Origin of the sequence: Ruminococcus bicirculans (ex Wegman et al. 2014) (assembly GCF_000723465.1) — a bacterium.
In the GTDB taxonomy this organism is placed as follows: domain Bacteria; phylum Bacillota; class Clostridia; order Oscillospirales; family Ruminococcaceae; genus Hominimerdicola; species Hominimerdicola aceti.
Genome location: NZ_HF545616.1, coordinates 849,125 through 863,426, shown reverse-complemented (window position 1 = coordinate 863,426; position 14,302 = coordinate 849,125). Strand labels below are relative to the sequence as shown.

12 protein-coding genes are annotated in these 14,302 nt (G+C 44.6%); 8 read left to right on the top strand and 4 right to left on the bottom strand.

Annotated features, from left to right (window positions below):
* Window positions 1-8: 8 nt before the first annotated feature.
* From ftsE to RBI_RS15395, 4 genes are all read left to right on the top strand, one after another.
* A complete protein-coding gene (ftsE, locus tag RBI_RS03800; RefSeq protein ID WP_022288638.1) occupies window positions 9-695 on the top strand; it encodes a cell division ATP-binding protein FtsE in 687 nt (228 codons plus the stop codon).
* The gene (gene ftsX / locus RBI_RS03795) at window positions 682-1,587 is read left to right on the top strand and encodes a permease-like cell division protein FtsX (RefSeq protein ID WP_022288639.1); all 906 of its coding nucleotides are present in this window, start codon (window positions 682-684) and stop codon (window positions 1,585-1,587) included. The genes ftsE and ftsX overlap by 14 nt, the downstream gene beginning before the upstream one ends.
* Window positions 1,588-1,766: 179 nt before the next feature.
* A complete protein-coding gene (locus RBI_RS03790; protein WP_051706415.1) occupies window positions 1,767-3,224 on the top strand; it encodes a murein hydrolase activator EnvC family protein in 1,458 nt (485 codons plus the stop codon).
* Between the two features lie 51 nt (window positions 3,225-3,275).
* Window positions 3,276-4,712: a murein hydrolase activator EnvC family protein gene (locus RBI_RS15395; RefSeq protein ID WP_051706412.1), complete on the top strand. Its 1,437-nt coding sequence runs from the start codon at window positions 3,276-3,278 to the stop codon at window positions 4,710-4,712.
* Between the two features lie 45 nt (window positions 4,713-4,757).
* On the opposite strand, the gene RBI_RS03780 is transcribed toward RBI_RS15395, so the two are convergent.
* The 3 genes from RBI_RS03780 to RBI_RS03770 all read right to left on the bottom strand — a co-directional run bounded on the left by RBI_RS03780 (window position 4,758) and on the right by RBI_RS03770 (window position 8,645).
* Window positions 4,758-6,248, bottom strand: coding sequence for a glycosyltransferase family 39 protein (locus tag RBI_RS03780; RefSeq protein WP_158455077.1), 1,491 nt, complete (start codon window positions 6,246-6,248; stop codon window positions 4,758-4,760).
* A gap of 239 nt (window positions 6,249-6,487) precedes the next feature.
* Window positions 6,488-7,117 carry a uracil phosphoribosyltransferase gene (gene upp, locus RBI_RS03775; RefSeq protein ID WP_038671163.1) on the bottom strand — a complete coding sequence of 210 codons (630 nt, stop codon included), beginning with the start codon at window positions 7,115-7,117 and terminating at the stop codon, window positions 6,488-6,490.
* Window positions 7,118-7,208: 91 nt separating this feature from the next.
* On the bottom strand, window positions 7,209-8,645 hold the full coding sequence (locus RBI_RS03770) for a uracil-xanthine permease family protein (protein WP_038671162.1): 1,437 nt from the start codon (window positions 8,643-8,645) through the stop codon (window positions 7,209-7,211).
* Window positions 8,646-8,878: 233 nt separating this feature from the next.
* Between RBI_RS03770 and RBI_RS03765 the strand changes: the two genes are divergently transcribed.
* The 4 genes from RBI_RS03765 to RBI_RS03750 all read left to right on the top strand — a co-directional run bounded on the left by RBI_RS03765 (window position 8,879) and on the right by RBI_RS03750 (window position 12,007).
* Window positions 8,879-9,529: an HAD family hydrolase gene (locus RBI_RS03765; RefSeq protein ID WP_038671160.1), complete on the top strand. Its 651-nt coding sequence runs from the start codon at window positions 8,879-8,881 to the stop codon at window positions 9,527-9,529.
* 133 nt (window positions 9,530-9,662) lie between these two features.
* Complete coding sequence (locus RBI_RS03760; protein ID WP_022288646.1) at window positions 9,663-10,010, top strand: Asp23/Gls24 family envelope stress response protein; 348 nt, start codon at window positions 9,663-9,665, stop codon at window positions 10,008-10,010.
* 41 nt (window positions 10,011-10,051) lie between these two features.
* Entirely contained in the window at window positions 10,052-11,686 is a 1,635-nt protein-coding gene (locus RBI_RS03755) for a DAK2 domain-containing protein (protein WP_022288647.1), read from the top strand.
* Between the two features lie 57 nt (window positions 11,687-11,743).
* Entirely contained in the window at window positions 11,744-12,007 is a 264-nt protein-coding gene (locus tag RBI_RS03750; RefSeq protein ID WP_038671158.1) for a DUF6171 family protein, read from the top strand.
* A gap of 340 nt (window positions 12,008-12,347) precedes the next feature.
* Here the strand turns inward: RBI_RS03750 and pepF are convergent, their stop codons facing one another.
* The gene (pepF, locus tag RBI_RS03745) at window positions 12,348-14,147 is read right to left on the bottom strand and encodes an oligoendopeptidase F (RefSeq protein WP_038671156.1); all 1,800 of its coding nucleotides are present in this window, start codon (window positions 14,145-14,147) and stop codon (window positions 12,348-12,350) included.
* Between the last annotated feature and the right edge of the window lie 155 nt (window positions 14,148-14,302).

The window sequence follows — 14,302 nt, the reverse complement described above, 5'->3', positions numbered from 1 at the left end:
TGTAAATTTTGGTAGAGTTTAAAGACGTGTCCGTTACCTATTCAAGCGGTGTGGACGCTCTGAACAAAGTAAACCTGAAGATAAACGACGGCGACTTCGCTTTCGTGGTAGGTCCTTCAGGCGCCGGAAAATCAACACTTATCAAGCTGGTTCTTAAAGAAATAGATGCGACCAGCGGTACAGTAATGGTAAACGGCTTCAATCTGAAAAAGCTGAGAAGAAGAAAGATACCTGCCCTTCGCAGAACTATCGGAGTTGTTTTTCAGGATTTCAGACTTATCCCTACAATGACAGTTTATGAGAACGTGGCGTTCGTGCTGAGAGTGATCGACGCTCCTGCAAAGTACATAAGAAGCCGTGTTCCGTATGTTATAAGCCTTGTGGGACTTTCCGATAAGGCGAAAAGCTATCCGACCGAGCTTTCAGGCGGTGAGCAACAGCGTGTGGCACTTGCAAGAGCACTTGTAAACGACCCACAGCTCATCATTGCCGACGAGCCTACAGGTAATATCGACCCTGCTCTTTCATATGAGATAGTAGAGCTTCTCAAGGGCATAAACGAGTGCGGCACTACCATTCTTATGGTTACCCACGAGCATGACCTTGTGCGCTATTTCGGAGGCAGAATTATCAACATCAACAAAGGTCAGATCGCCTTTGACGAAGTGATAGGAGGCTCCAATGAAAGCAAGTAGTTTTAGATATCTTATAAATCAAGGCTTCAAGGGCATTTGGAAAAACAGAATGATGACGTTCGCCTCTTTCTGTATCCTGCTCGTTTCCCTGCTTATGGTAGGCACTTCGGTGCTGGTTTCCATTAACCTTACAAGAATAATCGGCGGTATCGAGGACAAGAGCGAAGTCATCGTTATCGTTAAGGACGGCACAAGTCAGGCTGATATGCAGACCCTTGAAAATAAGCTCAAAGAGGTCGGAAATATCAATACGGTGAGCCTTTATTCAAAGGACGAAGCGTGGAAAAATATGCTCAAGGGCATGACTGATGAGGAAAAGGATTTCTTCCAGTATGCCGATGATAACCCATTGCCTGACACATACAAAGTAACGGTCAAGGATATCGAGAAGATGAGCGAAACAACCACTCAGATAGAGACCTTTGACAATGTTGACTCAACAAAGTCCCCTACAGCATTTGCTGATATCCTTATCAGTATCAGAAGGGTATTTACGATAGTTGCCTTTGCGGTCATTGTGGCACTTGTTGTGGTTTGTCTGATAATCATTTCAAATACCACCAGAGCAAGCGTTTTCGCAAGACGTAAAGAGATCAACATCATGAAATATGTAGGCGCTACCAACAGCTTTATCAGGATACCTTTCTTTATCGAGGGTATGATAGTTGGTCTGCTCGCAGCCGCAGGCGCACTGTTGCTCACAAAGTTTGCCTACGAGGGAATTTACAACATCTTCAATGATGACTTCAAGCTCTGGAGCATTCTCGGTGTTCAGAATTTGTATTCCTTCAAATCCCTCTTGCTCCCTGTTGCAGCATCTTATCTTATCGCAGGCGCTGTTATCGGTGCGGTGGGTACTTCTATAAGCACAGGCAAGCATCTTAAAGTATAATACATTTGCCAAATATAGACATAAGGCAGGCTATGATCCAACGGGGTTTTTAGACTGCCTTTTGTTGCAGTTTAAAGCATATCCTGACATGAGATAAAAAAGAAAGAACGTGCAGGATAATGCGTTAGAGAAAGATAAAAAACGTGTAAAAATGGTCTTTTTTAAGACGGAGGACAAGTATGAAAACAGGTATATTCACAATGAAGCGAGTATTGGCTTTCACTATCGCCGTAGTCGCTTCCATGACAATGCTTGCAGGCGGCACACAGCCGGTCATGACAGCGCAGAACGCTTCTGCAGAAAGTCAGGCAATAAAGAACAACAAGAAAAAAATATCCTCTGCCAAGGATAAAATAAGCGAGCTTGAACAAAAGCAGGCTGACCTTGACAAGCAGATAAACAGCACAAAGGACGATATCTCCAAGGAGGAAGAAAATCAGAAAGCTATCCAAGAGCAGATAGAAACTGTTCAGGAAACTATACTGACCCTTGAGGATTCTATCACTGACCTTGAAACAGAGATAGCCGACCTTGAAGAGGCTATCGCAAAGAGCGAAATAAAAATAAAAAACAAGAGAACTGAGATAGAAAATGGCGTTGTTGACTTCAAACAACGTCTTAGAGCAATGTATGTTGCCGGAAATAGTTCATACACCGATATTCTTATTGGTTCGACGGACTTTTATGATATGCTTATGAAAATAGAGCTTGTCAAAAGAGTGGCTGACCATGACAACACCATGATCGACGGACTTGTTGAGCTTAAAGGCGAGTATGAATCTCAGGAAGCAGAGCTTGAAGCCAACAAGACTGAACTTGAAACTAACAAAACTACCCTTGAGGAACAAAAGGCCTATCACACTGAGCAGAAGAAAAAGCTTGACGACCTTTATGCAAAAAGTCAGGCTGTTATCGACCAGCTTGAGGAAGATAAGGCGGCTTATGAAGCTAATAAGGAGCAGATAAACAAGGAGCAGGAAGACTTCGAGACACAGCTCCAGAAGCTTTACAAGGAGCAGGAGCAGATCAAAAAGAAGGAAGAAGAGGAACGTAAGAAAAAAGAAGAGGAAGAACGTAAGAGAAGAGAGGAAGAAGAACGTAGACAACAGCAGCAACAGCAGAATAATAACGGCAATTCTTCATCTTCTAATGCAAACGGCAACACCTCTAACAGCGGTCAATCTTCTACCAATAACGGTGACTACAATTATACCGACAAGAGCCAGTTTACATGGCCTGTGCCGGGTTATTATCATATTTCCTACGGCGTGGGTTGGCGCTGGGGCGCTTATCACAAGGGTATCGACATCTGGTCTCCTGGAATAAGAGGCGCAAAGATATGCGCTGCCGCTGAGGGTACTGTTATACTCGTCAGCAACACCTGCACACACGATTATGGCAAGAACGGCTCATGCGGCTGCGGCGGCGGATATGGAAACTACTGCATAATCGACCACGGCAACGGCTACTGGACCCTTTACGGTCACTCACAGTATATGAGCGTAACACAGGGTCAGCATGTCAACAAGGGCGACGTTCTGGGTATTGTCGGCTCAACAGGATATTCAACTGGCGACCACCTGCACTTTGAGGTACGATTGAACGGCGTGGCTCAGAATCCGTCAAATTATGTATAAACAGGCAATGCCGAAAGGTCTTGCCCCACAACCAAAGGAGTCTTTTATTTCATGAACAGGCTTTACAGCTTAAAACGCATTCTCACTTTCATTATCGCATTCGCTGTTACCGCTGGTATTGCAGGAAGCAGCTACAATTCGTCTTTGAAGATAACCTCAGCGGACACTGAAAGCTCGCAGGGGGAGGACTATAGCTATACTGAATCTGTGGCTGACGGAGGTCAGCAAAGCGATGAACAAACAGAAAATGACGATAATTCTCAGGAGGAGTCAACAGGTTTTGACATCACACAGTATGCAGAACAGCTAAGAGAGCTATCAAAAAAGCAGACGGAAATAAACGAACAGCTCGACAAATATGATGAGGACATTGAGAAAAACGAGAAAAAGCAGAAGCTTCTGAAAGAAAAGATAGATTCTATAAATGACGAGATAGACGTTCTCAACTCTTACATGACCGCACTGGAGCTTCAGATAAACACCAATCAGCGAAATATCGATAAGAAGCAGGCTGAGATAAACAAGGGCATAGAGGACTTTAAACAAAGATTAAGGGCAATGTATATCGCAGGGTCGGACAGCTACACCACAATGCTTTTGGAATCAGACAGCTTTTATGACATACTCATGAGATTAGAGCTTATAAAGCGTGTGGCACACCATGATGACACTATCATTGATAACCTTATAAAACTTAAAACTGAATATGAGGATATGCAAAAGACCCTTGACAAGCAGAAAGCCGAGTATGACGCTCAGTACACACAGTATACACAGCAGAAAGATATGCTCAGTCAGCTTTACCGCTCCAGTACCAAAACACAGCAGGAGCTTAAAGCTAAGCAGAAGAAGCTCAGAGAGCAGAACGAAGCCTATGAGGCGGAGCGTGAGCAGTTTGAGAGCAGCCTTTCCGGCATACTGAAATCGTCAGGCTCAGGCGGAACAGCAAGAGATAACGAAGTTTCCGCCACAATGGCGCTTGCAGATGTAAAGCTTGAGGAGCTTCACAAGGAGATAAATGACCGCCTTGACAAGGGCGAAAAGCTTGGAGATACCGAGCCTGATTACTACTTCGCATGGCCTGTTCCGGGGGCTTACTCCGTATCATCAGGCGTGGGCGCACGATGGGGCTCATATCACACGGGTCTTGACATTCCTGCGGCTCACGGCACGCCTATTCACGCTTCATGCAGTGGCAAGGTCATAAAGATAAACACCACCTGCACTCATGACTACGGCAAGGAGGAGTCCTGCGGCTGTGGCGGCGGTTATGGAAACTATGTTATCATCGACCACGGCAACGAATTCATTACCCTTTACGGACATCTCACAGAGGTAGATGTAGAGATAGGCGACGAGGTGAAAAAAGGCGACGTTATCGGCAAAATGGGTTCGACCGGCTTTTCAACAGGCGACCACCTGCACATTGAGATACGCTATCAGGGTTATATATTGAACCCTGCGTTCTATCTTGATGTTACACAATAAAAAAATCGACCTCTTATGGAAAAACATAAGAGGCCTTTTTTTATCTTATTTTGAAGCACTCACACGCTTACAAAGACGTGAAATAATCGCTGTGATAAATCTTGTTCCTGCAGTGCAAAGAAGCATTATCACGGGGATAAATGTGACGATATATCTAGGTGGATTTTCCCAGATAAGGAAAAAGAGTATAACTCCCGTGAGAGTCACTATGCTGAAAAACAAAGCAGAATGGCGACGCTTGCCAGCGGCATAAACTGCACCAAACGCCATTGCTATGAGCATTGCACTGTGATAGCCGTCTACATAGCTACCAAGTAAGCGACTGTGCAATACCTCTCGCAGACCACCTGAGGGGTCGGAGCGTGAGAGATATTTGCCATAGGCAAAACCACCGCTGTCCCACGTTCTGGCGACTTTGTGATAAGCCATTTTGCAGGCTTCATAAGGGGTGCTTATGTTTTCAAGGCGGGCTTTTATTTCCCGGATATTCGCCTGCTTTTTGGCGTCATATGTATCAAATGACATAGTGAAGTCAACGTCCTCGTCAACATGGGTCTTGTAGTCGCTGTTAAGGCTCATCATTATCCAGTGTGTAACAGGAAAACGATATCTGTCTACCATTTTTTCATCAGAGATACCCATAGTAAGACCGCCATAGTATGCCGCCTTTGACACGCCAATAAACAGCATAACAGCCGCAAGGCTCAGGATAGCTCCCCTTTTTACACCCATTTTCAGCACAAAAAATATCATCACTGAAATCAGCATTACTGCAATGCTTCCCTTGACAGTGTTTCCAAGTGCGATAAAAAGGCTTGCTATAAGAGCATAAACAACGCTTTTGCTTTTGTATTTTTCTTTCACCGCAAGGGTGAGAAAATAAAGAGTACAGCTTACAAATATCATGCCTGCTGTGTCAGAATGAAAAAACGGTGTATACAGAAGCATAACAGGCATAAGTGCCGAAATAATGCCGCAAAAAAGCCTTTGGCTGTTAAGTTTGAAAATCCTCTCACCTGCGAGAAAGGTCATTATTACGCTAAGTTGAATAAGAATTACGTTAAAGGTCTGCCCCGCATATATGCTCACGCCGCCGGTGAAAAGCTTCCATAAGGCGAAAAATGGTATCTGCAAATATATCATGCCCCATGCGTTAGGGTATTTTGCAGCATAAATACGGTAGCTTTCTTTGATGCTCCCCAGATCTTCACCCATGACAAAGCGTTTTGCGAACTCCCCTGTTATTTTAGGGTCAACCATTTCGTAGTTGTAATAAAGATAACGCACAAACAATATCTGCAATGCAAGCAAAATCAGGCAGAAAACAGCAAATATAAGTCTGACACGCTTTTTGGTAAGCTTCTTTTCACAGCGTTTCAGAGCAATATACAACACTATCGCCGCCGCAAGTAAAAATGGTCCAAGACAAAGCATTCGTATGTTACTGCGTTTTATGTATGAGATAAACACAGTTGCAGTGCAACAGCAGCACACGATCATGCTTGTGACCGCAAAAAATCGGCCGGTTTTCTTCACAAACATTTTTATCTCCTTATTAGGATGTATCCTCATAATATATTTTTTTACATGAGTTCGCCCTGTTTTTTTATTTTGTTCTATATTTCTACATTTGAATTATATCATCAACGGAAATAAGTTTCAATTATTTTAACAACTGAAATTGAAGGAACTTTTTAAAGTTTTTTTAGTGAAGAAGACAAAAAAATCGCCGCTCTGTTGCAAAAAACAAAGCAGCGAGTATTAGTATAAGACTATTATTTTGTGCCGAAGATCCTGTCACCTGCGTCGCCAAGACCAGGAACGATATAAGCGTCCTCGTTGAGCTTTTCATCAAGGTTGCCTACATAAATGTCGATATCAGGGTGAGCCGTTCTCAGAGCGTCAAGGCCCTCAGGAGCAGCGATTATGCACATGAACTTGATGTTCTTGCAGCCCTTGTCTTTCAAAAAGTCAACAGCCTGTATCGCAGATCCGCCTGTCGCAAGCATTGGGTCGCAGACAATAACAAGTCGCTCGTTTATTCTATCAGGAAGCTTGCAGTAATACTCGTGAGGCTCGTGTGTGACCTCGTCACGGTAAAGACCGATATGACCGACCTTTGCAGACGGAACGAGTGCAAGAAGTCCGCTTACCATGCCAAGACCTGCCCTCAGGATAGGCACGATAGCAAGCTTTTTGCCGCAGAGCATAGGGAGCTTTCTTGTGGTGATAGGTGTTTTCACCTCAACGTCCTCTGTTGGAAGATCTCTCATAGCCTCATAGCCCATGAGCATTGCTACCTCTTCCACAAGTATACGGAACTCTCTTGTTCCGGTCTTTTCGTCACGCATAAGCGTTATTTTGTGCTTTACAAGCGGGTGATTGATGATATTTACGTTTCCCATTTTCCGATTTCCTTTCGTAATGATTTATAAATTCGCATTTTTTGTGTGCAGTAACGTGCGAACACTGTTCGCCTCTGCAATTTTGTTATAATTATTTCTTGGCTGCGTTGCCCTTTTTCTTTGAGAGCATAATGTTTGTAAGAATGCCAAGGATAAGTGCTGCCGCAACTTCTGTGAGTGTTATATCACCGAATGTGAGTGTCAGACCGCCAATACCTGCAATGAGGATAACGGACACAACAAAGAGATTTCTGTTATCGTCAAGGTTTGCGTCCTGTATCATTTTAAGACCTGAAACTGCGATAAAGCCGTAAAGAGCGATACAAACGCCACCCATTACGCAGGCAGGGATAGAATCAACGAACGCAACAAGCGGAGTAATAAACGAAAACAGCATACAGCCTACTGCTGCCGCAAAGATAGTTACTACAGAAGCATTTCCCGTAATAGCAACGCAGGCAACGGACTCTCCGTATGTTGTGTTCGGACAGCCGCCGAACAGTGCGCCTGCGATAGAACCTACACCGTCGCCGAGAAGCGTTCTTGTAAGACCAGGCTCTTCAAGGAGGTCATGGTCGATAATAGAAGAAAGGTTTTTATGGTCAGCAACGTGTTCTGCAAAAACAACAAGTGCAACCGGCACATAGGCAACAAAGATAGTTGCAAAATATGAGAAGTCGAACTCCTTAAGACCTTTCAGACCTGAAACAAATGCAAAGTCAGGCAAACTAACAAATGTTTTCAGTGAAACGCTGCCGTCTGTGAGCATATAGCTGCTGAAAACGCTGAAATCTACTATTTTAAGTGCGTCAATATCACATATATTGCCGATAACAGTGAAGATTGCTGCGGCTGCATAGCCTGCGAGGATACCGATTATAAAAGGTATAAGTCTGAGTGTTTTCTTGCCATATGTTGAGCAAAGCATTACCACTGCAAGGGTGATAAGTCCGCAGATAAGAGCCACATATGACGAGCCAACAGGCACATTGGATACAGTTTCTATGATCTCAGGTGTGCCGCTGTCTGTGGAAACTGCATACTCTGTTACCTGCTTTGTAACATCGCCTTTGAGCAGGTCGCCAACAGCATTTCCTGCAAGGGAAAGTCCGATTATAGCAACGGTCGGTCCTATTACCACCGCAGGCATGAGTTTATTGAGCCAGCCTACTCCAACAAATTTTACTACTATTGCGATAACGACATATACAAGTCCTGCAAGGAATGCACCGACGATAAGTCCAAGCATGCCAAGCTGCATTGAAACGCCGCCTGCAAAGGCCGCCGCCATTGAGCCTAAAAAAGCAAAGGACGAGCCAAGGAACACGGGGCTTTTTCTTTTTGTGAAAAAGATATAGACTATTGTTCCCACACCTGCACCAAACATTGCAGCCGCAGGAGTAAGACCGTTGCCGATAATAAGCGGCACAGCGATGGTCGCCGCAAGGATAGCCAGCATCTGCTGAAGTGCGAACACTACCAGTTGACCAGCCTTTGGCTTGTCTGAAACATCAAAAATAAGTTTCAAAATAACACCTCATTCATATTTTTTCTTTTCCCATATAAATGGAAAACACTTCTTTGCGATACGTTTTGACTCAAACCGCCTTTTTAATTTTAACTTATAACAATATTTTTGTCAATGAGCTAAATGCCGTATTTCAGCAGGATTTTTTGTGCGTAATTGCCCATTTTCTTTGACAAATAAGCCGTTTTGCGTTATAATAGCAATTGATATATTGTATTATGTGAGGTAATGACATGAAAAATTACAGATATGTTCTTTTTGACCTTGACGGCACGCTTACTGAGTCGGGCGAGGGCATAATAAATTCGGCTGTATACGCACTGAAAAAGTTCAGCATAGAGCCTGAGATGAGCACGATGACAAAGTTTCTCGGTCCGCCGCTGAAAGACTCTTTCAGGGATTTTTACGGCTTTGATGATGAAAAATGCGAGCAGGCTGTTAAATACTACCGTGAATACTACACCACCAAGGGCATTTTCGAGAACCGTGTTTACGAGGGAGTGGAAGATTGCCTTAAAATGCTGTCGGAGGCTGGGCTTCACCTTGCGGTGGCGACTTCTAAGCCGCAGGTCTTTGCGGTGAAGATACTGGAGCATTTTCACCTTGCACAGTATTTTGACTACATAGGCGGTGCGGAGCTTGACGGCTCCAGGAGCGTAAAGGCGGACGTTATCGTGCACACTTTGAAAAACTGCGGTGTTAATGACCGCTCACAGGTGATAATGGCAGGCGACAGGCATCATGACGTGCTTGGTGCAAAAGCTCTTGGTATAGATTGTATCGGTATGCTTTACGGCTACGGCACAAGAGAGGAGCTTTCCAAGGCAGGTGCGGTGTATATAGCCGAAACGCCTCTGGAAGCCGCAAAATGGCTTCTGGGATAAATTTGACAGGTGTATAAAAGAGCGAAAACCTATTGCAAAAGTCAAATGTTTATGATATAATAAAATAAATTATTATGTGGCGGCATAAGAAATAAGCTTGTGATCCTGCCACGATCAAGAGGAGTTGTTTTCTGTGATAAAGTTTCGCAACCATATAGGGACTATAGGTATATCCACCGGATATCTCAGACAGCTTATCTCGGATACTGCCGAAAGCTGTTTCGGCGTGGCAGGACTTAACGCCTATGGTGCAAAACAGGGCGTTTCTGCAATGCTAAAGAAAGAGAACACCACAAAGGGCGTTATAATCCGTCAGGACGGGGACGAGCTTATCGTTGACCTGCACATCACTGTGAACTACGGCATAAATGTCGGAGCTATCGTTGACAGCATCATTCACAAGGTAAATTATGTTCTGACAGAGCAGGCAGGGGTCAACGTTAAATCTGTGAACGTTTACGTTGACGAAATGAAAGGCTGAACGTCCTAGGATATCTATAACAGTATAGGAGGAAAACTATAGTGATAAACGGAGGCTTGCTGCGTGACGCTGTCATAAGTGCCGCACACAGCATATCTAACAAGAAAAAATCAGTTGACGAGCTTAACGTGTTCCCAGTACCTGACGGAGATACAGGAACTAATATGTCAATGACTATAACAAATTCCGTAGCAGAGCTTGAAAATCTCAGCGACGATACAGACTGCTCAGTTGTTGCAAGCACAACAGCTTCTGCACTTCTTAGAGGTGCAAGAGGAAACTCAGGCGTTATACTTTCGCTTATTTTCAGAGGCTTTGCAAAAGGACTTGCAGGCAAAAAGGAAATGGGTGCGAACGAACTTGTTGAATCGCTGGAACAGGGCGTTTCAGGAGCATACAAGAGCGTAATGAAGCCTACAGAGGGAACTATCCTGACAGTTGCAAGAGAGTCTGCGGAGAAAGCAAGAGAAATGCTCCACTCCACAAACGATCCTATTATTATAATGGAGGAAGTTTGCAAACAGGCTGAACTTTCACTGAACGAAACACCAAAGCTTCTCCCTGCACTTGCCAAGGCAGGCGTTGTTGACGCAGGCGGCAAGGGACTTCTCATTATCTTTGAAGCAATGAGAGATGTATTCAAGGGTGGCGAAATAGTAAAGGCTGATGCTCCTGCACAGAAACAGCAGGTAACAGTCGACACATTTGCGGCTACTGTTGGTCAGTATGACTGTGAGATACACTTCACATACTGCACTGAAATGATAATCACAAAGAAAGCTGACGCTGACGATTCATCAAAGCTGAGAGCTTATCTTGAAACCATAGGTGACTGCGTTGTAGTTGTCGAGGACGATGAGATAATAAAGGTACACGTTCATACCAACGACCCTGGTAAGGCAATACAGAAGGGTCTTGAATTTGGCTACATCAATCTGCCAAAGATAGAAAATATGAAGCTCCAGCACAAGGCCAGACAGAAAGAAGCAAAACAGGAGTTCGTTCCTGCAAAGCCTGAAAAGCAGTACGGCTTTGTTGCAGTTGCGGCAGGAAACGGCATTGAGTCAATGTTCAGAGATATCGGTGTTGACTGCATCGTTAAGGGCGGACAGACCATGAACCCGTCCACTGAGGATATACTTGCGGCAATAATGTCATGCCCCGCTGAAACAGTTTTTGTTCTGCCAAACAATAAGAACATCATCATGGCGGCTGAGCAGGCAGTTAAGCTTGCAGACAGAAAGGTATGCGTGCTTCAGACAAGGACTATACCGCAGGGAATGTCAGCAATGCTGGCATTTGACCCTGACGCTGATTTCAATACGAACCGCATTGAAATGACCAATGCACTTGAAAGAGTTGCCACAGGTCAGGTAACATTTGCGGCAAGGGATTCTGACTATGAGGGTCACGCTATCAAGCAGGGCGAGATACTCTGCATTGAAAACGGCAAGCTGAGCTTTGTGGAAAAGGACGTTTCAAAGGCAGCTTACAAGCTCACAAAGAAGCTTGTTAAGGGCGACAGCTCATTCATCACTATCCTTTACGGCTCAGACGTTACAGACGAGGCGGCTGAGGCACTGCAAAAGCAGGTAGCTGCGAAGTTCTCAAATCTTGATGTAAACCTTATAAACGGCGGTCAGCCTGTTTACTACTACATCATTTCTGTAGAATAAGATAACAAGGCGGACGGCATTGAGCTGTCCGCTTTTTTGTACAATGGAGAAATTTTTATGAGTGATATAACAAAGGTTCAGTGTAGAAAATGCCTGTTGGAGGATATGGACGAAAATGATTTTCTCCGTGATATGCGTTCGCACATTGCGGCATACCCTGAGGACAAGAGGGTATCAGAGGAAGAGTATCATCAGCGTTTGGCGTTTTGCAAGGGCTGCGACAAGCTTGTGGACGGAATGTGCGTTTTATGCGGCTGTTATGTTGAGCTGAGGGCGTTGAAGATAGGTATGCGTTGTGCAGATATAGATAAGAAGTGGTAAAGGCATACTGTTCATTCAGGCAAGTTCCTTCCGCCGCAAAATCGCTACGCTCTTTGCGGGTTTTACTTTGTTTAATGGGATAGGAAAAAGCGGTGCAGAGATTTTTTCTCCGACACCGCTTTATTATTTCTTTTACTGTTGTGTGCTTTTTTACTTTTCTGCACCGCTTAGTCGGCTGTCGCCGAATGAGGCTCTGCCTCATACTCCGCAGGGGCTTTGCCCCTTGACCCCACAAGCCCTCTAGCGCCGGGCTTGAGCCTGCGTTTTATCTCTCGCTACGCTCGGTGTTGGGGGCACAACTTTGGTCGGCTATGCTCATTCCTCATTCCTCACTCCTCACTTATGACATTGCCTCTTCCATTTCCTTTACAAGCTCTCCGAACATTGCAAGTGCCTCATTGATAGGCTGAGTTGTTGCCATATCTACACCTGCACCCTTAAGCAATGAGATAGGGTCAGTTGAGCAGCCGCCTTTCAGGAAGCCTATATAGTCCTTTACCGCAGGTTTGCCATACTTCAATATCCTCTGTGAAAGTGCGATAGCCGCAGAATAGCCTGTTGCATACTGATAAACATAATAGTCATAATAGAAATGAGGTATCCTTGCCCACTCCAATTTTATCTCATCATCAAGCACTATTCCGTCACCGAAATAAAGCTTGTTTAGCTGGCCGTAAAGCTCGTTCAGCCCCTCGGCTGTCAGACTCTCCCCTGCCGCTACCATTTCATTTATTTTCAGCTCAAACTCTGCGAACATTGTCTGGCGGTAAAGTGTGGTACGGAACTGTTCAAGGAAGTAGTTTATAAGATACGCTCTCTGCTTTTTATCCTCGGTATTTTTCAGCAGATACTGCATGAGCAATGCCTCGTTGCAAGTTGAGGCTACCTCTGCCACGAAGATAACGTAATCTGAATATACCACAGGCTGATTTTTATTTGAAAGATACGAGTGTATAGCATGACCCATTTCATGTGCCAGCGTAAACATACAGTTAAGTGTATCCTTATGATTGAGCAGCACATAAGGGTGAACTCTTGCACCTGCGGAATATGCTCCGCTTGTTTTGCCCTCGTTCTCGTAAACGTCTATCCAGCGGTTCTCAAAGCCCTCTTTGAGTATCGCAAGGTAATCCTCGCCCATAGGTGCAAGGGCTTTCAAGACGGTTTCCTTAGCCTCCTCAAAGGTTATCTTCATATCTGCGTCAGGAACAACAGGAGTATAAAGGTCATAGAAATGCAGTTCGTCAACGCCCAAAAGCTTCTTTCTCAGCGCAACATAATCGTACATATAGTGCATATTGTCATGGACGGCTTCAATAAGATTTTTGTACACTGAAACAGGTACTTCTGTTCCGTCCAAAGCGGCTTCAAGGCTTGAATCATATCTTCTTGCCTTTGCATAGAAGTTCACCGCTTTAATCTGCGCCGACAGTGTTGCCGCACAGGTGTTCTTGAACTTGTCAAATGTGCCGTACATAGACTCGAAAGCCGACTTTCTCAGTACTCTGTCCTCGCTCTGCACCAGTGGTATATAGCTTCCGTGTGTGACCTGATGAGCCTTGCCGTCCTTATCCACAGCGTCAGGAAAACGCAGGTCTGCGTCAGAAAACATAGAGTAGATATTCTCAGGGGACTGACCCATTTCACCAGTCAGGGCAAGTATCTTCTCCTCAGCCTCAGAGAGGATATGAGCCTTTTTGCGACGCAGCTTGTCCAGCGCACGCTTATAAAGCTTCAACTCAGGCTTATCCTCATAGAATTTCTGAAGCTTATCCTCCTCGATAGAAATGATCTCAGGTGTTTCAAAGCTTCCTGCTGAGTTTACTGCAACATAAGCGTTCATAAGCTGACCGAGAAAGCCCTGATACTTTGCATTTGCAGTGTCCTCGTCAGAACGTCTTTGAGCATAGTTGCCAAGGCTGTCGCAAAGAACAGATATCTCGTCTGAAAGCTGCATAAAATCATAAAGCGTGTCAGCACTCTCGCTAAGCCTGCCCTTGAACGCCGTTATTCTCTCAGGCATAGCCTTAAGCTTCTGCAAGTCCTCCGCCCACTTTTCGTCAGTGGCATAAATATCCTCCAGTGCCCATTTGAACTGTTCAGGCACTTCACTTCTCTTAGGTATTCTTTCCTCGCTCATTTTCATGACCTCGTTTCTATAATAATAGGTATAGGCTTGTCTTGTATGGTATTGCCTATAATTAATTTGCGTAACGCTGGTTACATTATACCCCATTGACGTACTTTTGTCAAATTAGGGCAGGTGAACTGTAAAATAATACACGATACAAATAA